Annotated in this window: 17 protein-coding genes and 2 pseudogenes; 10 read left to right on the top strand and 9 right to left on the bottom strand. The window is 63.6% G+C overall.

Annotated elements, in window-relative coordinates:
- Positions 1–234 precede the first annotated feature (234 nt).
- The 3 genes from BM396_RS16090 (at position 235) to BM396_RS16080 (ending at position 2,968) form a co-directional block, all read left to right on the top strand.
- A complete protein-coding gene (locus tag BM396_RS16090; protein ID WP_081948597.1) occupies positions 235–891 on the top strand; it encodes a LuxR C-terminal-related transcriptional regulator in 657 nt (218 codons plus the stop codon).
- A gap of 35 nt (positions 892–926) precedes the next feature.
- Positions 927–1,319 carry an EAL domain-containing protein gene (locus BM396_RS16085; RefSeq protein ID WP_274927669.1) on the top strand — a complete coding sequence of 131 codons (393 nt, stop codon included), beginning with the start codon at positions 927–929 and terminating at the stop codon, positions 1,317–1,319.
- Positions 1,320–1,483: 164 nt separating this feature from the next.
- A complete protein-coding gene (locus BM396_RS16080) occupies positions 1,484–2,968 on the top strand; it encodes a sensor domain-containing diguanylate cyclase (protein WP_158713271.1) in 1,485 nt (494 codons plus the stop codon).
- Positions 2,969–3,143: 175 nt separating this feature from the next.
- On the opposite strand, the pseudogene BM396_RS16075 reads toward BM396_RS16080, so the two are convergent.
- Positions 3,144–3,293, bottom strand: a pseudogene (locus BM396_RS16075) (helix-turn-helix domain-containing protein); the annotation flags it as partial.
- Positions 3,294–3,580: 287 nt separating this feature from the next.
- Positions 3,581–3,999 (bottom strand): annotated as a pseudogene (locus tag BM396_RS32200) (IS630 transposase-related protein); the annotation flags it as partial.
- 251 nt (positions 4,000–4,250) lie between these two features.
- Here BM396_RS32200 and BM396_RS16070 point away from each other — a divergent pair.
- The 4 genes from BM396_RS16070 (at position 4,251) to BM396_RS16055 (ending at position 9,350) form a co-directional block, all read left to right on the top strand.
- Positions 4,251–5,099 carry an AraC family transcriptional regulator gene (locus BM396_RS16070; RefSeq protein WP_081948595.1) on the top strand — a complete coding sequence of 283 codons (849 nt, stop codon included), beginning with the start codon at positions 4,251–4,253 and terminating at the stop codon, positions 5,097–5,099.
- A 122-nt stretch (positions 5,100–5,221) separates the two neighbouring features.
- A complete protein-coding gene (locus BM396_RS16065) occupies positions 5,222–7,201 on the top strand; it encodes an autotransporter domain-containing protein (protein ID WP_081948594.1) in 1,980 nt (659 codons plus the stop codon).
- A 203-nt stretch (positions 7,202–7,404) separates the two neighbouring features.
- Positions 7,405–7,671 carry a DUF485 domain-containing protein gene (locus BM396_RS16060; RefSeq protein ID WP_051975983.1) on the top strand — a complete coding sequence of 89 codons (267 nt, stop codon included), beginning with the start codon at positions 7,405–7,407 and terminating at the stop codon, positions 7,669–7,671.
- Positions 7,668–9,350, top strand: a complete 1,683-nt coding sequence (locus tag BM396_RS16055; protein ID WP_091994845.1) for a cation acetate symporter — start codon at positions 7,668–7,670, stop codon at positions 9,348–9,350. The genes BM396_RS16060 and BM396_RS16055 overlap by 4 nt, the downstream gene beginning before the upstream one ends.
- Positions 9,351–10,185: 835 nt before the next feature.
- Here the strand turns inward: BM396_RS16055 and BM396_RS16050 are convergent.
- The 7 genes from BM396_RS16050 to BM396_RS16015 form a co-directional block, all read right to left on the bottom strand.
- A complete protein-coding gene (locus tag BM396_RS16050; RefSeq protein WP_081948592.1) occupies positions 10,186–10,887 on the bottom strand; it encodes a GntR family transcriptional regulator in 702 nt (233 codons plus the stop codon).
- 256 nt (positions 10,888–11,143) lie between these two features.
- Complete coding sequence (locus tag BM396_RS16045; RefSeq protein ID WP_043380957.1) at positions 11,144–13,096, bottom strand: TniQ family protein; 1,953 nt, start codon at positions 13,094–13,096, stop codon at positions 11,144–11,146.
- The gene (locus BM396_RS16040; RefSeq protein WP_051975980.1) at positions 13,093–14,187 is read right to left on the bottom strand and encodes an ATP-binding protein; all 1,095 of its coding nucleotides are present in this window, start codon (positions 14,185–14,187) and stop codon (positions 13,093–13,095) included. Before BM396_RS16040 ends, BM396_RS16045 begins: the two co-directional genes overlap by 4 nt.
- Entirely contained in the window at positions 14,184–16,391 is a 2,208-nt protein-coding gene (locus tag BM396_RS16035) for a Mu transposase C-terminal domain-containing protein (RefSeq protein WP_043380955.1), read from the bottom strand. Before BM396_RS16035 ends, BM396_RS16040 begins: the two co-directional genes overlap by 4 nt.
- On the bottom strand, positions 16,388–17,104 hold the full coding sequence (locus BM396_RS16030) for a hypothetical protein (RefSeq protein ID WP_139239493.1): 717 nt from the start codon (positions 17,102–17,104) through the stop codon (positions 16,388–16,390). Before BM396_RS16030 ends, BM396_RS16035 begins: the two co-directional genes overlap by 4 nt.
- 1,776 nt (positions 17,105–18,880) lie before the next feature.
- On the bottom strand, positions 18,881–19,777 hold the full coding sequence (locus tag BM396_RS16025) for a 3'-5' exonuclease (protein ID WP_043380952.1): 897 nt from the start codon (positions 19,775–19,777) through the stop codon (positions 18,881–18,883).
- A gap of 603 nt (positions 19,778–20,380) precedes the next feature.
- A complete protein-coding gene (locus tag BM396_RS16015; RefSeq protein WP_158713270.1) occupies positions 20,381–21,421 on the bottom strand; it encodes a GSU2403 family nucleotidyltransferase fold protein in 1,041 nt (346 codons plus the stop codon).
- Positions 21,422–21,888: 467 nt separating this feature from the next.
- On the opposite strand from BM396_RS16015, the gene BM396_RS16010 reads away from it, so the two are divergent.
- The 3 genes from BM396_RS16010 to BM396_RS16000 are packed head-to-tail and all read left to right on the top strand — an operon-like array spanning position 21,889 to position 24,046.
- The gene (locus BM396_RS16010) at positions 21,889–22,176 is read left to right on the top strand and encodes a hypothetical protein (protein ID WP_051975977.1); all 288 of its coding nucleotides are present in this window, start codon (positions 21,889–21,891) and stop codon (positions 22,174–22,176) included.
- Entirely contained in the window at positions 22,173–22,811 is a 639-nt protein-coding gene (locus BM396_RS16005) for a TetR/AcrR family transcriptional regulator (RefSeq protein ID WP_043380947.1), read from the top strand. Before BM396_RS16010 ends, BM396_RS16005 begins: the two co-directional genes overlap by 4 nt.
- A complete protein-coding gene (locus BM396_RS16000; RefSeq protein WP_043380945.1) occupies positions 22,808–24,046 on the top strand; it encodes an efflux RND transporter periplasmic adaptor subunit in 1,239 nt (412 codons plus the stop codon). Before BM396_RS16005 ends, BM396_RS16000 begins: the two co-directional genes overlap by 4 nt.
- The last annotated feature ends 52 nt before the right edge of the window (positions 24,047–24,098 follow it).

Raw genomic sequence — 24,098 nt, 5'->3', positions numbered from 1 at the left:
GCCCCGCAGCGGCGGCGACGGTGGTGCGGTCGCGCCACGCGGCTGCTGCAGACCGGGGCTCTATGCCTCGGGCTCCGGTACGCGCGGCACCTCCAAGCCTTTCAACGGCCCGGGCAACGTTCGCGCCACAGACTCGACTTCGCCTCTTTGGCGTCCGCAGGTTGCGCCGAAGTGCGCGCTTCTCGGGCCACGCGCAAGAATCCCGCGGCGCGACGGTTTCGGTGTGAGCGGCTTATGCTGGTCCTGATCGTCGACGATCGCGTCATAATTCGAAATGCACTTGCAGAGATCGTGCAATTTTACTTTCCTGACACCGTAGTCGACGAGGTGGAAAGTCTGGAAGACGCCCGCTTGCAACTCAGAACGCGCCGCACGAGCACACTCCTTCTTCTGAGTGCCGATCAACGTGAGGCGACAGGCGACGACGGGATCGTCGTGCTGCGCTGCCCGTCGCTTTGGCAATCCCGGACGGCGATTGCGTCGGTCAGGTTGCCTGGTCCATTCCAGCAGGCTCTGCGCAACGGATCTGCCGCTTTTGTCCCGAAATCGGCAGGCAAGGAGACGCTCGTTCGGGCCATCGAGGCAGTCGCGGGCAAGCGAGCCCGGGTTGCAGCCCCACTCGTATCGCATCTCGCTGTGCAGCGTTCTGACGAGCGAGGGCGGCTGCTCGCTGAAAGATTGGAGCGCTTGACGCCGCAACAACGTCGCGTGCTGACGCTCATCCGACAAGGCTTGAGCAACAAGCAGATCGCCCACATCCTCGCTGTCGGGGAATCGACCGTGAAATCTCACGTGACGCAGCTTTTGCGCAAGCTGGAGATGAACACGCGCACTCAGGTCGCTGTGACCGTCACGATGCATGATGCACCTCCGTATGCCGAAGCTGACTGAAAGGGCCGTTGCCGAATGCCGCGTCCCCTGGGTTCGTGCAGAACCGGTGCGGGGACCGGCTGGATGCGGCAATCGTGCGGGCGACCATCGCGTTGAGCCGCAGCTTCGATTTGAGCGTGATTGCGGAGGGGATCGACTCGGACGCGCAGCGCCGGCGGCTACTCGCGAACGGCTGCGAGGAGGTGCAAGGGTACCTGTTCGGTCGACCGACACCGGCCTCGGTTTTCGCGGAGGGCTTCGGACTGCGGGACAATCAGGTGGATCAAGCAACGTCCGCGAGCGGCATCGGGGAACGGTGGCCATCGCAACGATCTCGCATGCTCTCCTGTCTCTGCAACGCACGCGAGAGTAATACAACCGTCACCGATAGCCGCGCACCGGAGTTGTCTGAAGCATTATTGCGCGTCGCCGACCTTTTTCGACTATGATCGGACAAATGCGTTTTTTACGCTAAGCGGTTGGTAATTGTTTTGCGGCCCACTGCGCGGGGATCCTTATGCGGCGCAGGCCCGAGGTGGTGGACGTTGAGACAAGCCCCTCGGGGCATTTCGATCGCACGGGGTCTCGGTGGCCCCTGGCCTTCTGGCTAGGCGTGGCCAATTTCTTCACTGTCGCCGGCTTGGTCGGCGTGGCTGCGCTTCTGCTCTGGCAGCTGCGTCTGGACGCGGAGCATCGCAGCCAGCTGACCGCGCGCAGCCTGGTCCAGGTGCTCGGCCGCGATATTGCCCGCAACGTCGAACTCTACGACCTGTCGCTGCAGGCCGTCGTCGAAAGTTTCGGCCGAACCGACGTCGCACAAGCCTCGCCCGAGTTGCGCCAACTGATCCTGTTTGATCGTGCCGCCTCGGCACCCGGCTTCGCGTTCCTGTTGCTCCTCAACTCAGACGGCGTCATCGTCGCCGGCTCGGATCGTTTGGTGCCGAAGGGGCTCGATCGGTCCGAGGCCGAGTATTTCCGTCACTTCCTCGCCCACCCCGAGGATGACGACCTGCATGTCAGCCCGCCCACCATCTCGAAGGTCAGCGGCAAGCAGATCGTCCTGCTCTCCCGTCGCTTGTCCAACCCGGACGGCGCGTTCGCCGGTGTCGTGGTCGGTGGCATCAGGACCGATTATCTGCGCAGCCTGTTCGCTTCGGTCGACGCGGCCCATGCCGGAACCGTCATGCTTTACGGACCGGAAGGCATCGTGCTGATGCGCGAGCCGTTCGATCAACGCGCGATTGGGACCAGCGTGGCAGGCTCGCCGAGCTATCACCGCATGGTTGCAATGCGAGAGGGGAGCTTCGTAGGACCGGCGATGCTCGGGGATGGCGAGCGGGACTTCACCTTCACGCAGCTTGGCACCGGACCGCTCATACTTAGCATCGCTGTGGCCCCGGCCACGATCTACGCCGAATGGCAACGAACGGCGCTGAGCCTCGGCATTGTGTTGCTCAGCCTGTGCGGTGTCACAGTCGCCCTGACCTGGCTTCTTCGCCGCGAGTTGCGCTGTCGTGAGCTGGCCGAAACCCGGCTGGTCGCCGCCAACGTCCGCTTGGCCGAGCAGGCGACGACGGACGCGCTGACCGGCCTCGGCAACCGCCGGCGCTTCGACGAGGTGTTGACGGAGGAATGGGGCCGCGCACTGCGCGGTCGGCGGCTGCTGTCGTTGGTGCTGATCGATGCAGATTGCTTCAAGAGCTTCAACGACACCTACGGCCACCAGCGCGGCGACGAGGCGCTTCGGCTGATTGCCGGCTCGATCCGGGCGGCCGCCAACCGTGCCAGTGACACGGCCTGCCGCATCGGCGGCGAGGAATTCGCGGTCGTCCTGCCCGAGGTTGACTTGGCGGGCGCCGCGGTCGTGGCTGAGCGGATCCGGGCGGCTGTGACAGGATGGGGCATGCCCCACGCTGCAGGGCCGCACGCAGTGCTCACGGTCAGCTGCGGTGTCGCAAGCGCCTCCGAGGTGTTGGCGCTTGAGGCAGCAGCGCTCACTGCAGCGGCCGACGCCGCTCTATATGCGGCCAAAGGTGCCGGCCGTAATCAGGTTCGATCGGCTGAGCCGCACACGAAAGGTCTGCGTCTTGTGAGCTGATCGCGCGCTAGGGGCCGCTTGTGACGGCGAGTGCCTCCGCGACGGCCCCAACCTCGACGATGGTGCCCACCACGGGCATGTGGACGAACAGACCTTCACAGACCGCGCCGGTCGCAACGCTCATTGCCTTTGCATACACGAGGTAGGGGGCGAGCTGGCTCGGGCGTCCGGCTTGGCGTGGACCGTAGGCGGGCGGTTCGAGGCCGCGCGCGATGTACCTGCGGACGGTCTTCGGATCGCGCCCGGTCCGGCGGGCGATGGCGGTGATCGACGGACCCTGGCGGTGCAGGTCGAGGATCATGAGGAGTTCTCCGAGCAGGACCATCCTCGTCGCTCCCGACCGATACGCATCGGCGGGCATGATAGCGGAGGACGGCTAAGCCCGAGGGCGCCGGATGCCCGCCGTGCACTCAGGCCAGGGCACCGACCAGGGACTTTTGGTCCCCACAATCAGGGAGTACTCAACGCCCGCTGACAGCCAAGCTCGGCGTGTCGTTCTTCCGCTATCTCGGCGACCGCCTCGGGATCTCGGACGGTGACGCGATCCCGCCCCTACCAGATCTCGTCAGAAATGCCGTTACAGTCTGACCGCCCGGCAATCTGCTCCGGTTACTCGAGCTGGTCCTCAAACCACGCCTCGCGCGGCCTTCACGTCCGGCCGCTCCTGCTTTGCCGCGTGGCCTGGCGATTTTTTGCGAGATGCGGTGGCGCTTGAAGAAGCGCGAGAGGCTGCTTTATGCGAGGCAGACGCCGCGATCAGCCAGGTTGGTCCGTAGCTCGTGCAGATGGATGCCGGGCTGCGCCTCGTAGAGGGAGACGATCAGGTCGGCATGAGCCTCGATCCGGTGCGAGCGCTGATCGCCGCCCATCGATTTGGGTGCGACGTGGCCCTCACGGGCCAACTGCCCGCACCAGCGACTGGCGCTCGCCAGACTGACCCCGTAGCGTTCAGCTGCTTGGTGACGCGCCGCGGCGGCTTCGACGGCTTGGACCACGCGTTGACGCAAATCGACGGACAGAGCTGAGGACATCGGCACTCTCCTTCGCCGACGAACCCATCATCCCGCCAGCCGTTTCGTCGCGCTCGGACGGCGCCCTAGCAAGACCGAACCGAGTCTGAGAATATTGTGCGCAAGGCCGATCTTGCAACATATCTCTTCGTCATCGCCTCTTAGCGAGTAGGGCACCGATTTGATGACTCTCCCAATTGCCGTCGATCCAAGCCGTTTGGTCGGCAGTCCTCGGTCGATTTTCGATCGATCTGTAGCCGGGCAGACCGGTTATGTCTGATGCCGGATTTCTCAAGGCGTCGCCGCCCGATCGGCGCAGGATTGTCGTGCACAGCGGAAAGTCAGGCTGGCATGATTTTCACTTCCAAGAAGTTCAGGTGTTTGGAGAAGGCACGTTCGAGAGTGTAACAACAAGCCTCACGGTCTCGATGACGCTCGGCCCGATGCGTATTGCGCGAGGCTTGAGTGGTCACTCATTTCTCGATCACCCAACTGACCCACAACTGTCATTTCCTGGAGATGTTGGCGTCGGACGGTGGAAGGGGACGCAGCGGGGATGGCACCTCTTCCTCAAACCAAGTACTGTCGAGCGGTTATCTGGGCGCGTTTTCCGATCGAGCGAGCTCCGACCCGCTAACGGTACTCGGGTGGCGATCGGACACTTGTTGCGCGCCCTACATGTTGACGTAGTTACCGGTCATCGAAGCGGCCCAGCCTTAGGCGAAGCTATTGCGTCCTCGATTGTTCAGCAGCTCTATGATGAGATTGGATTGGCTGCGCCGGACGATATCACTTCACCAACGGTAAATGCGCGCGTGCAGCGGCTGTGCGACTGGATTGAAGCGCACATTGAGCTACCGATTACACTTGAGGCTATGGCTGCTGAGAGCGCAGTTACCGTACGCCAACTATGCCGAATTTTCCGAGCCGCTACAGGGTATCCGCCTCACCGCTACATTCTTTTGCGAAGGATCGAGCGAGCAAAGCTACTGATCCGAAATGATCAGATGAGCCTTCAAGAAATAGCGTTGGCTGTTGGCTTTGCTCATCAGGCACATATGACCGACACGTTCAGAAGGCTCGCCGGCGCGTCGCCGTCACATTTCCGCAACAAGCGGTAGATTGTGCAGGAAAATCCTGCGGGCCATGTCCAGATTTCGAAATCTCGTCCGAATGACAGAAGACGAAATCGCGCGCCGCGACCAAACATCCCCTTGCAAAAAAATTCCTCAAGGGGGGCTTCATGTTTGCACGTCTAAGATTCACGCTGGCGCTTTCGACCGTTTTGTCGACATCTGCTCCAGCATTGTCACAACAGGCTTACTTCAAGAACTATTATAGTTTCGGAGATAGTCTATCGGACACCGGCCGTATTGCGAGATCGACGAGCGATATCAATTCCGGTGGCAATGGTTTTTTCAAGACCTTGGTTGGCGGCAACGTTTATGATGGTAATCGAGCGTCAAACGCACCAAATTTCCTTGAAGTTCTTCCAGGTCTAGTCGGAGCACCCTACGTTGCGGCCAACCAGTTCGCCATTGGATCTTCGACCAGTGCGCGCGAGCCGGCCAATGCGTTCGTGTCACCCAATTTCGCCTACGGTTTTCTTGACCAAGTTGACCAAGCTGTCGCTCAGGTTGGTCGCTTCAGCTCCCGCGATGTTCTGAACATCTGGGCAGGCTACAATGACTTGAGTGGTATTCCTGCTGCGGGGGCTGCGCCACAGTCGGTGCGTCTGGCCGGCGTGAACACCATCATCGCTAATACTGTGTCCGGTATTGAAACCTTAGCCAGCGCCGGCGCCCGCAACTTCGTGGTTTTCAACCAGAAGACGGATCGTTACGACACGCTAACCTACGCTGGTATGGCGATCCCGTTTGGCAACCGGGATCTGGCCTCTGCCGTGAACGCGCAGCTTCCGGGTGCGCTGACGCCGCTCTCCGCAGCGGGTCTCAACGTTCATCTTTTTGACGTTGATGCCTTGATCACGCGCCTGCGCGCTAATCCGACCGCCTACGGCTATGGGCCTGATGCCAACACACCCTGCGCCATGGTGCCGAACTGCCGGGCCAACGGAACCTTGAACGGCGGTGCGATCGAGAACCAGTACATTTCGCCGGGCGGGATCCACAACACGGGTCGGACGAACCAATATATCGCCGCCTTCGTGGCCAACCAATTGAACGCGCCGCTGACGATTGGACCGCAGGGCGATCTCGGCCAGAGCGCCGGCCTGGCCTTCTCCTCAACCTTGATCGACTTCCTCAGCGCCGAGCGCCGCCGTAACATGGCGATGTCGGTGCCCGCCACCTACACTGCGGATCTCCCTGGCCGCACAGTCCCGCCGGTTACCGTTCCAGTTCAAGTCGGAAGCCCGCTGTCGCTGTTCGCGCTCGGCACCTACCTCAACGTCGACCGCACAGCGCAGAACCAAAAGGGTGGTGGCAGCACCGGCAACACCTTTAGCGCTGACTTCGGCGGTGTCACCGCTGGCCTTCTCTATCAAGCTACACCTAATCTCGTGCTCGGCGCCGCCTTCAACTATCTCAACACCAGCGTCGATCTGCGCGGCCCGACCAATGGACGAATCGATATGGACAGCTTTCAGGGCGCCGGTTTCGCCTCGCTGTCATTTCCAAACTTCTTCGCCGATGTGGTCGGCACCTACGGCCACAACAACTACACCCTTGACCGGCCGGGGGTGATGAACGATCGCCTGACCGCATCGCCGTCCGGCGACGTGTTTACCGTGGCGGCGCGGACCGGCTACCTATTCGACTTCGGCACCTTCAAGGCCGGTCCGGTGGGCGAAATGGCTTACGCCAACGTCAGCGTCGATGCGTACCGAGAGCGCGGTGACGCGCTGCTGACCATCGGCACCCGCCAGCAAAACCTAGAGGGCCTGACGGCCGGCGGCGGCATCCAGATCCGTTCGACTCTCCCGATCTTTGGAGGACTGGCAAGCCCGTTCCTGAACGTGACGGCACAGCACGATTTCCTAGATGGTGTGCGCACGGTAACCTCATTCCAGACCTACGCGCCGACGCTGCTGATCCGCACGCAGACTGGGCGGCGGAGCGATGACGTGTACGGACGGGTCGCAGGCGGCTTGGATCTAGATTTCGGCAACGGGCTGAGCGGCGTGCTGACCGGCTCGACCAGCTTCGCCCGTTCCGGCGGCGACGATCACACCGTCAGCGTAGGCCTGCGCTATCGCTTCTGAGGCTGTCACTCTGGTTTCGCGCCCTCCCGATCTCAGACCCACAGGGGCGCCAACTGGCCCGGCCACCGGCCGGGCCTCTTCCGATCAGACCTGAACCCCTGATAGAGGTCGACATGACAGGCCGAACATTCGCAGCGCGCGGTCCTACGCCCCAACCCCCAGCTAACGCGGGCAGCGCATACGCCACAATCGTTCAAGACCCGATGTTCCAGCAGCTCGTCGGCGAGCGCACCCGGTTCGCCTGGACGCTGACGATCCTGATGCTGGTGGTCTATTTCGGCTTCATCGGCCTGATCGCCTTCGACAAGTCGCTGCTCGCCGTGAAGGTCGGCGGCACGGCCTCCCTCGGACTGTTCGCAGGCGTGTTCGTGATCCTGTTCGCCTTCGCGCTCACGGGCGTCTACGTGGCCCGGGCCAACACCCGGTTCGACGCGCTGAGCGACGCCCTGAAGCGGAGCGTCGCCCGATGAACCGCCTCTTCCTCGGCCTGACGCTCGCCGTGATCGCAGCGAGCGCGGCCTACGCCGCCGGTCCGGATCTCGGTGCCGTGCAGCAATCGGCCACGAACTGGCCGGCCATCCTGATGTTCCTGTTCTTCGTGCTGCTGACGCTCGGCATCACCTACAAGGCGGCCAAGGGCACCAAATCGGCCGCCGACTTCTACGCGGCCGGCGGCGGCATCTCGGCCGGCACGAACTCGCTGGCGATCGCCGGCGACTACATGTCGGCGGCCTCGTTCCTCGGCATCTCCGGCCTCGTCTACACCTCGGGCTTCGACGGGCTGATCTACTCCACGGGCTTCCTGGTCGGCTGGCCGATCGTGCTGTTCCTGATCGCCGAGCGCCTGCGCAACCTCGGCAAGTTCACCTTCGCGGACGTGGCGAGCTTCCGCCTCGACCAGACCGCGATCCGCATCATCTCGGCGGTGGGCACGCTGGTGGTGGTGGCCTTCTACCTGATCGCCCAGATGGTCGGCGCGGGGAAGCTGATCCAGCTCCTGTTCGGCCTGCCCTACCTCTACGCGGTGATCATCGTCGGCGTCCTGATGATCGTCTACGTCGCCTTCGGCGGCATGAAGGCGACCACCTGGGTGCAGGTGATCAAGGCCTGCCTGCTCCTGGGCGGCGCGACCTTCATGGCCGGCGCGGTTCTGCTGAAGTACGGCTTCAACCCGGAGGTGCTGTTCGCCAGCGCCGTGCAGGTCCACCCGAAGGGCGACGCCATCATGGCGCCGGGCGGCCTCGTGTCGAACCCGATCGAGGCGATCTCGCTCGGCGTCGGCCTGATGTTCGGCACCGCCGGCCTGCCGCACATCCTGATGCGGTTCTTCACGGTCTCGGACGCCCAGGCCGCGCGCAAGTCGGTGTTCTACGCCACTGGCCTGATCGGCTACTTCTACATCCTGACCTTCATCATCGGCTTCGGCGGCATCGCCTTGCTGATGTCCGATCCGAGCTACTTCAAGCTCGGCCCGGCCGGAGCCTTCGACAAGCTGAAGGACATGATCGGCGGCACCAACATGGTGGCGGTCAACCTCGCCAACGCGGTCGGCGGCCCGTACTTCCTCGGGTTCATCTCCGCCGTGGCCTTCGCGACCATCCTCGCGGTCGTCGCCGGCCTGACGCTGGCCGGCGCCTCGGCGATCAGCCACGACCTCTACGCCCAGGTGATCGCCCGTGGGCGCACCACCGAGAAGCACGAGGTCAACCTGTCGAAGATCTCGGCGGTGGTGATCGGCATCGTGGCGATTTACCTCGGCTACGTGTTCGAGAACCAGAACGTCGCCTTCATGGTCGGCCTCGCCTTCGCGGTGGCGGCGAGCTGCAACTTCCCGGTGCTGGCCATGTCGATCCTGTGGCGCGGTACCACGACTTGGGGGGCACTCGCCGGCGGCCTCGTGGGCCTGACGGCGGCGGTGGTCATGGTGGTGCTGTCGAAGGCCGTCTGGGTCACGACGCTGGGCAATCCCGCCCCGCTCTTCCCCTACGACAACCCGGCTCTGTTCTCGATGCCGCTGGCCTTCGCGACGATCTGGGTCGTGTCCCTGATGGACAAGTCCCGGCGCGCTCAGCGCGAGCGCGCGGCCTTCGAGGCGCAGTTCGTGCGCTCCGAGACCGGCATTGGGGCGGCGGGCGCGCACGCCCACTGAGATTGAGCTGCCGTAGCCCTGATCGGGCCACGGCAGTCTCGCAACGCCAATGGAGGTGCGCGGCATGCCGGCTTACGTCGATGATATTCTCGCCCCAGCTGCGGTGCTCAATGAACTGGCAGCGTTAGGGGTTGCTGAAGTAGCCACACTCTTCGAACACGTTGGCCAAGTCAGCGTTGCCAACTCTTTTTGGAAACGAGTTCGGCAACATCGTATCCAAGCACTTCATCTTCGGGCGCTCGAAGGTGCGAAACGTGCACAGTCGTCCCGATCTCAGCAGCCTTAGTCTTCAAAGGTAATAATTTTTCCTCGCAACATTCCGAGGCAAGATCCATGAATTTTCCGGCGTCTCTCAATGAGCCTGCTGTGACATGGCCCACTGCTGAGGAGCTGGTGCTGGCCTACCTTCAGGAACATTCTGATATTACGAATGCGCAGGCACGTGTTCTTACAGACATCTCATCCGGCATCATCATGATGAGGGTGTTCTGTCGGCTTCGCAAGAGGGGCCTGATAAAACGAGTTGAAGGCCCTAGGGGCAATATTGCGGCTTGGCAGCGAGTATAAGGGTCGGTCGATGCCAGCATTTGCTATCGATGCTGAACCTGACTAATTCTCTTCAGTCTCCCATCCGGTGTTTGAGATTCATGGGACCTTGACTCGGTTCTACGTGCTCGCCGGGCTTTTCCTTTGAAAAACTGCGACAACCGCCTCAAGCCCGAGGCGAGAACTGAGGCATATCATGTCATGCAACCGAAGAACGGCAATTGCAAATCTCAACAAAAGGCTCACGTTATGCGCCGCACCCTTTATATAGTTCAACGTGTTGTATCTATCAGATTTCTGGAATGAATTTAAGCTCCGAAAAACCGGATTGCTCCCTTAGCTGGAGCATAATGGCACATCCATAGCTGCTGATGTGCTGTGCAAGCGCGCTTCTTGACGACTTGACGTCACCAGACTTGCATAATTCCAGTATAACCTTATAATCGTCGAAAAAGTACTTAGTGTTTCTAGGTTTTTTCCAATAGTAATTCAAGTATTTGTCGAATTTTAATCTCAAATTATATACCTCGCCGATTGCATCGTTGTTGCGGGCTGGAGCGAAAATCGCTCGATAAAGTTCTGTTGCATATTCCATGTTGACAGATGCCGGTTTCATGAGATCAACACGGCTCATGATGGTATCAAATTTGATAAAATCCGTACCTGACATATTCGGTATCGATAGCGCTAGAACGAATTCTTCGATCAGTTCGCGTCTAGTGGTTAGTTCCCAGACTTCGAGATGATTCAAGGCCACGACCTCCGGCAGCCCACGCCAATTGATTTTGGCAAACCCTTCGACGATCAGCCGCTTGAAAGCTTCACGGGCGACGGTCTGACTAACGCCGAGCCGGTTCGCGACGACTTGCTGTTTCAGTATCTCTCGATCCAGCAGCCGTTCGCACAAGATTTCCTGCCGCAATCTGCAAGTAGCATCTTTGATCTGCAGAAGTTTTTCGACAGATAACTGAGCTGGCCGTGGAGTCAACATTGCTTTTGATCCGCTCTGCTGCGAATTAATGAAATTAGAGGCCAGCTACTTTCCTGGACCATTTCGAAGTTGGATCTTCTATTCGCACCTTCGATCAGGCCCGTTCTTCTTTCTCAGGAGCTACAGGTCTGGATCGCGTGTTTGGACTGGGCGAGTGAGGTCGCGAGATGTGTTCGAATGCGACAGATCGCGGGTCGCCGACACGCGACGGGCGGTCCGCGATAGCTCGGATAGAGGCGTTGAGCCGCTCCTGACTTCAAGCGCCGATCGTCGCCTGGAGCCCTGGATCAGGTCCTTGCGTGTTCGCTCGGCCGAGCCGACTGTCTCTTCGCTTGCACAACACTCCGGTGACACGTTCCTGCACACCTGGGTTGAGAACGGCGTCTCGAAGATAGAAGCTCACGCCGCATTGCGCGCGTCTGATCTCGGGTTCGATACCCAATTCCTTGAGGTAACAGACAATACCTCGGCAACTCGTCGCGTTGAGACGGGCGAGTTCCGAAGCAGAGATGTATCGGCTCCGAAACGCGTCCAGGTCACGACGTGCGACGAGCGTGATCCGTCGTCGCGTCGAAGGACGGACGCCTGACCACGCCTTCATGACTCGTGCGCGGATAAGCCGGCTTATCACCTTTCCGTTGACACGAAGGATTTGTTCGACTTGGCGCAGCTTGAGCAGATCGACCTCATCGGGCTGCTCAAGTGCGGCGGCGATCTCCCGCGGAGCGACGAGCAACGCGGCGTAGCCTGCTTTGCTGCGATCAAGGTGGATCGTCGGGAGCTCGCCTCGGATGACGAGCTGGATGATTGTCTTGACGGCACAGTTCGCCCTGCGCGCCGCGTCGGTGAGCGGACACATGTGGTCGGGGACCGTATCGACCGGTACGGCATGGTTCAGGAGGGCGTCGCGAAACGCGACGATCCTCGCTCGCGCGTAGACCGGTGCGAGCCCGGGCGCGTCGGCAAACAGCGGGATCGGTCGGATGAAGCCGGCTGCGGCCAGGCGCTTTGCTTGCACGAGCGAGCAACCCAGCAGCGTGGCAATGTCCGGTAGCGTCAGGGCGTCGCTGTACTCAGCGACGACGCGCTCTGCCGTGGCGGCGTCGAAGACGATGTGATGGTCCCAGTCTTCGTGCTGTTCTGCGGCGGCCAGCCCGACAGCGAAGAGGATCTTCCGTAGGCGACGGGGGTCTCGGCCGGTAGCGATCGAGAGGGTTCGGATCGAGTGCAGCGTCCGCACCTCGATCGTGGAACCGAGGATCTTGTCGCCGGCGCCGAGGGGCATGATCTGTGCGATCGATCGGCGCACGAGGATGCGCACCGGCTCGAAGTCGGACCGGCGCCCGGCGCTGGTCAACCATTCGTAGAAGGTTCCGAACAGCTTACGACCGTGGGCCAGCGCCGACGTGTGCGGACGGTAGGTCCTGTAGAGATCGTCTATGAAGGCATGCAATCCGTCCGGTCCCGCGGAGACAATCGCGAAACCGGCATGCCCGGCGGCCTGCCAATGGCTTTCGGGACAGCCACGGATCTTCGCCCGGCGTCCATCCAGCGAGACGAGGCCGACGATCTCGCAAAGCTTCGCGGCCACATGCCAGTCCAGACTATCCAGCCACGCACTCTGGCCGCTCAAGCCGTCCAGACGCCGGATGAGGTAGGTTTCCAAATCGGACAGCGGACGCGGACCATGCGACACAGCGAGATGCTCGAGATCGCGGAGCGCCGGTGCGACACAGCGGGTGAATTCGTGCACGACGGACCGTTCGGCTGGCAGGCCGACCTCAACCAGCGGCAGGCGGTGAACCGGGCACGTCCGGATCGCCGCGAGCGTCCAGATCGTTCTGCCGTATGCGGCCCACGACGCCGGAAGCTCGCTCGCTTTGGCGTCCTCGATGAGACAGCGCGGGCAAACCCTGCGGTAGCCGCGATGCAGGGCAGATGCGGCGAGCTTCTCGCCCCGAAAGCTCCCGCCACGCTGTCGGTCGAACCGGATCGCGCTCTCCACCAGTCCGGACGCGTCGACGTCGGCGACCCTAGCGAGGGCCTTGAGGTGCCGCAGCTCCCCTTGAGCGACCGCGCGGAAATCAATCCCGAGCATCTGGCCCAGCAGCTTGGGATCGTCGATTCCGTGCCGCATGGCGAGGCGTCCCATGAAGCTCGCCGGTGTCTCGCCGGGCTGGAAGGCGAGGTGAGGCCACAGCACGCTCACGCCTCATCCTCCTCATCGAAATCGTCGTCGGTTGCGAGTGACGCGCGCTTGACCTTCTGGGCGCGCAGGAGGCGCTGCTTCGGTGGCTTCTCCAGGACCAACAAGGGATCGGTCAGCCGCCAGTCTCGGGCCACGAATGGGTTGTGCTCGGGCGCAACCCCGCGCGATTGGACGTAAGCGCGTGCAAACGTGTGGAGGCTTATCGCCGCTTGGCGTTCGGTGAGTGCGAACCGGATCGCATCGTAGGTGATCTCGATGCTGCGCCCGAGCTGCCGATTCCCGGCATGGATGAGGCGGGGTACGACAGCTGCGAGCTCTCCGGATGCGATCGACAACCCTGCGACGCTCGCCAGCTCACCGACGACATGCTCGATGCGGCGGTAATCCGTCTTCGGAACGAGGCCGGTGGCGGCCGTGAACGCCATGCGACCAGAGAGCTGCGGGTCCTTCCGGATCGCGCTCACCAGCTCCGGAATACCGGAAAGTATGACTGCAACCGGCCAATCCAAGTAGATCATGAGGTACTTGAACATGTTGATAATCTTCTTGATCTCGGTCTTATTCGCCGGCTCCGTGACGTGATGCGCCTCGTCAACGTGGAGAATTTTGATGCCGCGAATTTTCAGTCGATTCCGGATCATGTGCGCGAGCTTCAGCTCGTAATTCTTGCCGGTGGGAATGTTGACGATCGGCAGTCCGAGTTGCTCGAAGACGTCTTGGCCGAATCGGCCGAGCGTGCAGGCGCCCTGGGGGACGACCGTGACCAGCGGACAATCGGCCCTCGCATCTCCGTAGCCTGGAAGGCTCGGGTGACCGCGGAAGACCTCGCTCAGTGCCCGGCTTTTGCCGGCCCTGGCCTGCCCGCTGAGGACGAAGCCGCGCGCCTCGACGACGTTGTCCGGCCCCACCGGCAGGGCCGGATCACGGCGCTCGAGCAGCTGCTGCAGGACGACGTTGAGCTGTTTCTCGACCGCGCCGTGTGTCGGCGTCGCGAAGTAGGTCGCCTTGACGCGTTCCATGGTGGCGACGACGTCGAGGTCGGCCGGCCGGAGGCCGGCGCGTATCGTCGCGAGGGCATTGGGCACCGTCACGTCGGCCTCCGCACTTGCCAGAGGCCCTGATCGTCCTCGTCCGTCACCTCGGGCGGTGAGGTCCGCTCAGGCTGCACGAGCGTGTCGTTCATCGGTGGCTCCGCGGGGCCTGTCACGGGGATGCCGCGGGAGAGATCCTCCAGGTCGGTCGGCGCCCCGTGCTCGTCGTCGAGGATCTCGAGGGTGCGAATGGTCCCGCGCTCGATCCGCTCCACTCTCTTGGGATCGAGGACGATGCCGGTCAGCGCGGCCTGAGCGTGGGCCGCGTTGGCACTGGATCGTATCCGATCGAGGGCCTCCTCTGCGATCGCCCGCGCCTCGTGCTGACCGGGACCGGCATCGATGCGGGCCTGTTTCACGCTGCGTTGCCAGGCGACGGCCGAAACGCCATCAAAGCCAGGCGTTCGACACTTCGCGTGGTGCCACTCCGTTCCGATGCGTACGGAGATCCAGCCCAGATCGTCTTGATCGATCCGGACGTCGAGTTCGACCTCTTCGTGATCGCGGAAGTGCCGCACCAGAGCTGGCGAGAGATAGTACAAGCCCATGACCCGGATGCCGCGATTGTTGAGCGTGCGCCGGACCGTGATGCCGAAGATTGCGCGCTGGTCGTGGGGCCCGGGCGGCACCGGCCCGCGCTTGTACAGGGCCTCGAGCTCAGTCCAGCGCTGTCTGGGCGTCTTGCCGCCAAGATTTTCGTGCGGGATGTTGTGATAGACGTCGACGAACCAGAGGATCATCAGGTCGCAGAGCTGATCGAGCGTTAGGCTAGCCCGCGCCTCCGCATCGTAGTCGCCTTTGTCGGTCACGTTCGCGAACGTCTGGCCGGTGAAGTAGCCCATCAGGCCCGTCCGGATCGTGCCGAATAGCCGCTCGATGTGCGGGCGTAATTCGGGCATTCCAGCCGGCGGCGAGACGTTGAGGATCCTCAAGTCGGCGGTGGCCAGCTTGAAGCGGTCGGAGACGTAGGCCGGCCCGGTGTCGTTACGGAGTGTGAGCGGATGCGCCGTGTAGTCCCACGGGGTGCGACATCCGGCGGCCTGCGCGACGGCGGTCTTGTCGTTCAGCATCATCCGCAAGGTCAGCAGGTTCGACTCCGCGGTCACCGTGCGGCTCAGGCGCATCGCGAGGATGCAGCGCGAAGCGACGTCGAGCACGACCGCGAGCCAGCGCCGCTCCCGCCGGACCAGCTTGCGTTCGGCGAGGCTCATCAGCTTCCAGGCGCCGGACCGGACGCACAGGCTCATGAGCGAGACCTGCCATTCGTCCATCTGCACGAGCTCGCCGATCCGGTGGGCTCCGAAGGTCTGGGTCACCGCCTTGAAGCGTCGGAGCGCGAACGGCAGCCCGCGGCGCGCGACGCAGACCTCGAATTTCGGCAGCACCCGCACGGCCGCGGAGAATGTGGTGAACGAGATTTGGTAGGCCTCGGGATCCTCGCCTGCGCGAGGCTTGAACCCGGACTTCTCCAGCGCGCGGCAGAACGCCTTGTAGCAGGCCTTCTGCGTGGGCCTCGTCTCGGACATGTAGTTGTGGACGTGCTCGTGCATCAGCGCGAGCACGTCGGGGTTCTTGCGCGGCACCCGATTGCCGCAATGGCGCAGGCGGTCGCGCAGGGCATACGCGAGACAGCCGCAGGTTTGATAGACGCGGTACCATTCCCGCAGCGTCCGGGCTTTCGGGAACCTGAAGGTCAGCGTCGTGGTCACATAGCGCCGTCGCTTTTCGACCTTGCGCTCCAGGGCCTCGCCGCGCCGATCCTCGACGACCACGATGTGCTCGGACAGGCCGCGTGCGGTGACGCGACGCTCGATCTCACCCAGAACCTTCTGAATCGCGGCATCGTCGATGGTGGTCTGCCCGTCGGCGTGGAGGTCGATTAGATCCTCGACGCAGGCTTCCCGGAAGAGCACGACCGCGAGTTCGTCCCGCGGCAGGTCCAGGACCGAGGCGACGCCGGAACGGGCCCGAGCTTCGACGTGCCCGAGGCTGTAGTAGTCCCGGTTGTGCTGGAACTTCGGCGATCGCCGGAACGCCTCGAATTCGGCAAAGGTGATCTCCTGGGCGAGGTTGCTGCCCACCTGCACCAGTACGTAGTGATCCGGAAGCGAGCGCGGGCAGGTGTAGGCCAGACCGTCGGGGAGGATGATCTGGTCATAGCGACCGAGCTCGTAGCGTGGGATCGTCCGTTCGAGCTGGGTCACGCGGCAACCTCCGTCCCCACAGGCGGCGCAACCCGGGTGTTGTAATCCCAGCGGCCGGCGTGGACTGGCAGCAGCGTGCGATCTCCGATCGCGCGGATCGCGGCACGGAACGCGTCGGCGCCCAGGCCCGTCGCTTCGACGAGACTGGCGATTGTGGTTCGCCCGTACAGGCGTCCGACGTACTGGGCGATCGCGGCGTCGGAAGATCCCGGACCGTCGCGCCGGCAGTCGTGCAGCAGGCCGACGTTGTAGATGTCAGCCTGCGAGAAGCTCAGCTCGGTGAAGATGACGATCCGGTCCGCGAAGCTGCGTGGGATCTGGTGGGCGATGCTCCTGTAGAAGCCGGCGAGATCCTTCAACTCCGCACGAATCGAGGCCTTGCAGGCCACGGCGACGCGCTGGCCGCTGCGCAGAACGGCCAAGAAGTCGAAGGTGTGCAGATGCTGCCGACCGCCTCGCGTGTAGGTGATGGCCGGCGGCTGATCGATCAGCGTCTCCACCTCGGGATCGGCCAGCAGGTGCAAGGCCGAATGGCACTCGATCATGCTCTGAAACACCACGCGTCGCTGGTCTGTCGTGGTGACGAGTTGCCCGATGGCAGAGACCCGCGACCGGCGTGGCAGCGTGCGGCTGGAGAGACTGGGGAGGCTTTCAGAGAATGGCAGCGGCCAGTCCCGCTGATCGTCGAACGATACGGTGCGATTCCGAAGCATGGGCCGACCTCGTGCGCCAGGACAGCGCCGGCATCGCCCGGCGCGTCACGGTTGGAGGCGGCGCTCAGTCAGGCTGAAGGCCCGACGGGCGCCGTCCTCATTCGAGGGGGAGCCGATCGACCTGCGGGGGAGTCGAGGTGACGCAGGCTCACTCGCCCAAGACGGGCTTGCGAGGCTGACGAACCCATGCGAATCCTCGTGCAGGTTCGGCTGTTCAGCCAGCATCCTTCGACCCACCGGTCTTGCCGATGTGGTTGTAGGAGCGGACTGGGGGGTTGGATCGATTGGGGCGACGACGATACGGGGTGACCCGTACCGGATCAGCGTCCTCGGCCAGCCGATACCGCATGCCCCTTGGGCGGCGGTGATCATGTACAGCGCACGCTCCGACGCCTTGGAACGTTGGCGGATCGTGCGAAGCGGCCAGCCCTGGAGGTGCGCGGTCGGTGACCGCGCCCTCCAGCGGAGCGGATCGTGGGGCACAAAGCTACATCGGGATCTCCTTCGTGGTGTCCGCAAAGAACGACTCAGCCCTGCCGTCGAGTCAATGATCCGGGAGCGTTCAGAACCGCCTTTTGTCCCGACAATGACCTAGCTTGGCCATGGCCTTTACTTGAAAAACCCTCAAGAACGGCCTTAGATCGCGCAAGAACTGCTGAAGATAACGCAAGAAGGGGTTGAGTAACGGCAAGACCTGCTGCCGTCGGGCTAGCAGCCACTAGATTGCGCCGGTTTGACGCAGCTGCTGTTGTCGAAGGAAGATTAGCCGGAAGCGGTTTCAGCCGAATCGGTGCCGTCGAGCTTTGATGACAGACCTAGAGCGGGTACGAGTCCATTCCGATCTTCCCGCAACCATCGGGCAAGCGTCGCAGCAGTTGGCGGACGCCGTCGGCCATCCAGGCTTGGTCCATGGGTTTCCGAAGTATTACCAGGCGGCTTTAGATCGGCCTCGATCCGGCCGATCACCGGGCTCAGGATTGCGATGATGCGTTCGAGGTCGTGAGCTGTCGACTTGTAGAGCCTGGGATCGGAGGCGCAAAGGTGACTGATCCCGTTCAGCCAAAGCCGCCGTCGCGTCTCGGACGTGATTGGCCTGTTCATCAGCGACGCTCGCGGTACGACGACGTCTTTCCAGAGTGCATCGAACACCTCCGTCCGGAAGACGCGGCAACCGCCCGCTCCGCCGCCGTTTGGGACGGCACGGCCGCTTCCCGCGTTCGATCGTGTCGTGCCCTTCGGCCAGCCTCGCAGTGGGATTGATCGCCGATCGGCAGAATTGCTGGGATCTGGGATGGAAATAACCGGGATCGGAATGAGACGCATATGTGCGTACATGACGAGCCACTCCTGCGGGTGATATCGTGAGATCCGTGCAGCCGCCCTGTCCCGTTCGCCGCCCGCGTTCGCGGCGACGTCGGTCTCAGCGCGATCTGGGTTGGAGCTTTGGTGAGAGCGCGAGGGTTACAGCAACGACCCGCGCTGTTCCGGATCCGCGCGGCGGTGGATCAGCGAGGTTCGCCCGCCGACGCGTCGCGCGCGTCCTCGTGCGCGAGCCCGCGGAGAGCCGTCGCGAGCCGATCAATGCGGGTGGGACGACCGGGGCCGCGTAGCCAGACGGCGCGGCTTGCCTCCGAGCTTCTGAGTTCCTCTCGGGCAACCCAGTTTGTGTACGCGTCGACGACCAAGGTTACTGCATCGCAGCGCACCGGCGCTCGTCCTTCGCGCCTGAGCGTGCGGAAGCTGTGGCAGGTGTCCAATGCGGACCTCCCATTCAGGTCAGATGCGGTTCGAGAAGCGGTCGTAAGGCGTGACCTCAGTGACCAGTATATCTGCGTCGTAGCCATAGATCTCGCGGCGCAGATACTCGAACTCCAAGCCGACGAGATCCTCGGGCAAGTCGCGATACCAAGCCTTCGGTCGGCCCGGATTGGGCGCCCCGTTCCAGCGATACCCACGTGTTTTGAGCGCGTCCTTCCGCTCGAACGGCGCGAGCGACGCCCAGACCCGGTAGACCGGCGCCTCCGCGGCCTCAATGAGCTTGGCGAAGGCGGTGGTTTCGGACTTCGGCAACCGCCGCGACAGGATTTCGATGGCCGCGAGGCAGTCTTCGTGCGCGCGGTGGAACGAGGCGAAGAAGCCGAGATCCGCCAGCAGATAACCGAGCTTAGCTCCGCCGAATCCTTCCTCCTTCCAGGGCACCTGCGTCAGAGAGCAAGCCCATCGCTTCCGCGCGAAGGCGGGCGTGATCTGTTCGGCGAAGGGTCTGTCGAAACGGCTGTTATGAGCGCAGATCCAGGATGCGTCGGCGATGATCCTCTCGACTTCGGCCACATCGATCATCGAGCCCTGGACCATTTCGGGCGTGATGCCGGTCAGCTTGGTGATCTCCGGCGAGATCGGCATGAAGGGGTCTTGAAACGAACAGTACGGCTCCTCCACGTTCAGAATCCGGCCGTCAGCCGAGTAGGTGAATGGTACCAGGGCGATTTCGATGACCTCGTGCATCTCGGGATCGAGTCCCGTAGTCTCGAGATCCAGGAAGACGCCGCGCGCCACCGCAGGGTCAGCAGTTTGATCGTAGGTTGCGCGCGGCGTCAGCCGACGCAGCACGCGATAATCGCCAGTCTGCTCCAGCAGGCTGGCGAGTTGATCGAGATGGAGATTTTTCGACATGGTCTGCACCACAGTTGTTGGCGACAACAATGATGTAATGCGGCCGCGCCCGAATTGCACATTTTGTGCAGTAACGTGGATAATCAAGCGTTGCTGGTAGACTTCGTTGATTAATATTCAGCCCGAGCAGGTCAGAGCAGCACGTGCCATGCTGGGTTGGTCTCAGGATGATTTGGCAGCGCGCATCGGCCTATCGCGCCGTTCACTCATAAATTATGAACATGGCATCCACAGCGCGAAGGAAGAAACACTGAAGAAGATAGCGGCCACATTCCGCGAAGCCGGGATCGAATTCACTCGGACTGCATCTGGGGCGATCGGCCTTACACTGAGCGAGGAGGCCCTATTGGAGAGCCGTGCTCACAGAAGGCGCCCAGCGCCCTGAGAAGATCTTCTCTGCGGCAACCTGGCCGTCGAAGCCCGCGATGGTGCTTCGCGCCTCTCGTGGTTAACGGCAGGGCCGAGCACGCCCCCGAAGCACGGCCGGCTTCCACACGCCGATCGCCTTGTATGGCAAGGATCCCTTCGGCTCACCTCAATGGTCTGTGTGTCCTCGGGGCTGTGCGAGGCTGGACCCGATCCGTTCAATCTCGCCTCCGGGTGTTAAACGTCAGAGGCCTGGCGCGGCTTTGACGGGGTGCTGCTTGCCTCTCGAATTCCGGCGTGCGCTTCGAGGATCGTACGTGCGGGCGAGGGGAGGTGTTGCACGCTCGCTCGGAGATCTACGTTCCATTTTAAGGCGCAGTCCCAAGCCGCGTCGAACGCTCTCGCGAGAGCGTGCTCCCGTCCGACCATGCTCAAGGCCTCGATCAGTTCGGCTGCCCGGGCAAACGCTTGGTTCGGATCGTCTGTGCCGTTGATGCACCATCCCTGTCCGAGCAGTGTGTTAACGACCCAGCGCTCGGGGGCCGGAACTTTTACTGGGATCCCCGGACCGTGCAGGACGATTGACTGAACCGCGTCGTCGACGAGGATCGCCAGTTCGCTCGCGACATGGACATGGATCTGTAGGTGGCTCGCATTCCGAAAGCGCGTCGTGCCGACCACGTCCGCCGGGCTGGCGAAGGATGCGAAGCTCGGATCGATGCCGCGAAGCGCGGCGAAGAGGTCAGGGATCTGATCTGCCGCGCGCAGCGCAATCCGGGCTGATCGACCCTCGTCGTGCTCGGCTGGCCTGCTGAAGGCTCTGGATAGCCGCACTCCGAGGACGCCACCGTAGGTCTGATAGGCGGCAGTGCCGAGGAGGACCGCGCCGTTGGAAAACAGGCGAGCCCTAGCCAAGGCCTCGATTACCCGCCCGATGATCCTGTCGGGTCGCGGTACCCCAGATCCGATCAGCGCACGTACGGTGATTGTGCGCTCGGCTCGGACAGCTTTGATCCGCTGGAACCGCACGACCCACGCCATGACACCTGGGTCGTCAGAGCGTCCGACGAAGCGAGCAAAGCGTTGACCTCGATCGGCCTCGCCGCCAGCTCGGCGATAGCCTTGATAATACACGTGGCCGGACGGCGCGCCTGCTCGGCCGGGCCGGACGAGGACGCTGCCGTTTTCCGGGAATTCTGGGTCGAACAGCTCGTCCGCGCTCTGTTGCAAGAGGTCGGCAAACAGCGTGTGCTGGGCGAGCGGGAGCGACCGTATCATCACAGACGACGATGTATGCAAACCGACAGGATACATACAGGATGAAAATCGACAATCTCGTGTTCGGCGGCCCGCGACAGAAAGCCGTAGCGATGTCGGACCGTTTGCGCCTGAGATCCGAGCGGGCTCGGTGCCATACGGCCTCTTCCTCAATCGCCGAAGTCTCGCAAACGAGTTACGCGCGGAGTTCGAGAGGTGCCTGCTGCCTCGCGGGCGATCAGAAGCTCCCGCTGCATCGAGAGCGCGTCTGAGCGTCAAGGGCGTTGAACGCGCATTCTGAAAGCCGTCGAGAGCCTCCGGCCGTCGAGCAAACTCCGAACGAACGCCGACATACAAACACGCGACCGGGCTGCGTTCGGGAACGGCACCCGACGTGCCTAGAGCGTCGTCATCACCAGTGAATGAACGCTCATTGACATGAGAATGAACGTTCACTATTGCTTCTTCGTAGAAGAGCGGGTTTACGAATGGCATACGGACTTGATGCTCTGACGAACCGGACCAGTGCTGCGGAGGAGGCCCTTGGCTTCCTGCGCTCAGTCGTGGCCGCCGCGTCGCGTCCGGCCAACCTGCTCGCCGTCCTCTTTGTGCTCCTGGGTTGGGCGGCACTGATTGCTTGGACCGGCAACGGGCCCGGGGGGTGGCAGGCCCGCACCTGCGCCGGCCTCGGTCTGGCATCGCGCGCCTGCGCCGAGGTCCTGCCGTCCAAGGACCAGAGCCGGGTCGCCCCGCACGACGCGGGCTCCACGTCGTGAGCGCCGCGACCGGAACCGTCGTCGAGGTCCGCGACGCGCAGGCCGCGCGGCGCGAGCAGATCCTGGCCGCGGCCGAGGCCTGCTTCGTCCGGAACGGCTTCCACCGCACCACCATGGCCGACCTCGCCCGGGAGGCCGCGATGAGCCAGGGCAACTTCTACCGCTACTTCGCCTCGAAGGAGGACATCGTCCTCGCGATGGCAGAGCGCGACCGCGCCCGTGGCGCGACCATGCTCGCCGACCTGGAGCAAGGTGGCGACCAGCGCGCCGTCCTGACCGGCATTCTCGCCCGCTACTTCACGGACCTCACCCAGGAAGCCGCGGTGCTGCGCCTCGACCTCTGGTCCGAGGCGACCCGGAATCCTGCCATCGCCGCCTTGGTCGACCGCAGCGAAGCTGAGGCCCGCGAGTGGCTGTGCGGGATGTTCACGGCACTCGCCGCCTCGCCCGACTGCGATCCGGCGGCGATGTTCGAGGCGGTCAACCCGCTGATGAAGGGCATCGTCGTCAATCGCGCGACCCTGCCCGGGCACGACTCGGCCGCCGCGGTTGCCCACCTCCAAACCCTCATCGAAGCCGGCCTGCACGGTTCGCTCCCGCGAGCGGCCGCGGCCCCCCCGGAGACCCGTCGATGACCCGCGCCGCCTTCCTCGCCGGTCCCGCGCTCCTGGTGCTCGGCCTCTCGGCTACCTTGGCCCGCGACGAGGCTCCCGTCGCCGCCAAGCCACTTCTCGCGCCCGCCGTCAGCGTGGTCGAGGCGATGTGGCGAGAGACCGTCGAGACCGTGACGGTGACTGGCACCCTCGTGCCGCGCGACGAGGTGCTGGTGACGCCCGAGATCGACGGCTACCGGGTCACCGAGGTGCTGGTGGAGGAGGGCGCGCGGGTCGCCAAGGGCCAAGTGCTGGCGCGCCTGTCGCGCGACCTGATCGACCGCCAGATCGCCCAGCAGGACGCGGTGGTGGCCAAGGCGGAGGCCGCCGTGCCTCAGGCCCAGAGCAACATCGAGCAGGCCGAGGCCGCCGAGACCGAGGCCCGTCTTGGACTGGAGCGAGCGCGCTCGCTCATGGCGACCGGCAACACCACGGCGGTGGTGATGGAGAGCCGGACCTCCACCCTGCGCCAGTCCGAGGGCAAGCTGGCCTTCGCCCGCAACGGCCTGGCCATGGCCAAAGCCGACCTCGCCCAGGCCCGTGCCGTTCGCGACGAGCTGTCCCTGCGGCTGGCTCGCACCGAGGTCCGCGCCCCGGAGCCCGGAATCGTCAGCCGCCGTACCGCCCGGGTCGGCATCACCGCGTCGGCCTCGGCCGAGCCGCTGTTCCGCCTGATCGCCCGCGGCGAGATCGAGTTGGAGGGCGAGGTCGTCGAGACCAAGCTGCCCCTGCTGCGCGAGGGCGCCCCGGCCTGGATCGACATGGGCGAGGGCGGCCGCATCGCCGGTCGCGTGCGCGCCGTCTACCCCGAGGTCGACAAGGCCACGCGCCTGGGCAAGGTGCGCGTGCGGCTCGACCCCGACCCGCGCCTGCGCATCGGGACCTTCGCCCGCGGTGCCGTCGAGCTCGCCCGCAGCCGCGGCGTCAGCGTCCCCCAGGCCGCCGTGCTCTACGGCGGCGGGCGCCGCAGTGTGCTCGTCGTGACGGGTGAGCGCGTCGAGGACCGCACCGTCCGCATCGGCATCGCCGACGAGGACACGATCGAGATCCGCACGGGCCTGAATGAGGGCGAGCGCGTCGTCGCCCGGGCCGGCTCGTTCCTGCGCGACGGCGACCGTGTCCGGCCGGTGCTCGAAGCCCCGGCGCCCGCGCGGGCGGTGGCCGCCATGCCGGCGATGCCCGCCGCGCAGGACACCGCCGAAGCCGGCGTGCCGTAGCCCCCGGCGTCCCCGCTCCCCGAAGCCAACGTCACGGAAGCCAAGGCCGTCC

It is taken from the genome of Methylobacterium sp. UNCCL125, assembly GCF_900116795.1.
Taxonomy (GTDB): domain Bacteria; phylum Pseudomonadota; class Alphaproteobacteria; order Rhizobiales; family Beijerinckiaceae; genus Methylobacterium; species Methylobacterium fujisawaense.
Note: the sequence above shows the minus strand (reverse complement) of the source record. Positions and strands in the feature narration are given on the sequence as shown.

Coding starts and splice junctions, on each gene's coding strand:
- BM396_RS16030 (WP_139239493.1), bottom strand. CDS start 17,104: ATGCTTCGGAATCGCACCGTATCGTTCGACGATCAGCGGGACTGGCCG.
- BM396_RS16065 (WP_081948594.1), top strand. CDS start 5,222: ATGTTTGCACGTCTAAGATTCACGCTGGCGCTTTCGACCGTTTTGTCG.
- BM396_RS16060 (WP_051975983.1), top strand. CDS start 7,405: ATGTTCCAGCAGCTCGTCGGCGAGCGCACCCGGTTCGCCTGGACGCTG.
- BM396_RS16010 (WP_051975977.1), top strand. CDS start 21,889: ATGGCATACGGACTTGATGCTCTGACGAACCGGACCAGTGCTGCGGAG.
- BM396_RS16000 (WP_043380945.1), top strand. CDS start 22,808: ATGACCCGCGCCGCCTTCCTCGCCGGTCCCGCGCTCCTGGTGCTCGGC.
- BM396_RS16050 (WP_081948592.1), bottom strand. CDS start 10,887: ATGTTGACTCCACGGCCAGCTCAGTTATCTGTCGAAAAACTTCTGCAG.
- BM396_RS16055 (WP_091994845.1), top strand. CDS start 7,668: ATGAACCGCCTCTTCCTCGGCCTGACGCTCGCCGTGATCGCAGCGAGC.
- BM396_RS16090 (WP_081948597.1), top strand. CDS start 235: ATGCTGGTCCTGATCGTCGACGATCGCGTCATAATTCGAAATGCACTT.
- BM396_RS16070 (WP_081948595.1), top strand. CDS start 4,251: ATGTCTGATGCCGGATTTCTCAAGGCGTCGCCGCCCGATCGGCGCAGG.
- BM396_RS16015 (WP_158713270.1), bottom strand. CDS start 21,421: ATGATACGGTCGCTCCCGCTCGCCCAGCACACGCTGTTTGCCGACCTC.
- BM396_RS16025 (WP_043380952.1), bottom strand. CDS start 19,777: ATGTCGAAAAATCTCCATCTCGATCAACTCGCCAGCCTGCTGGAGCAG.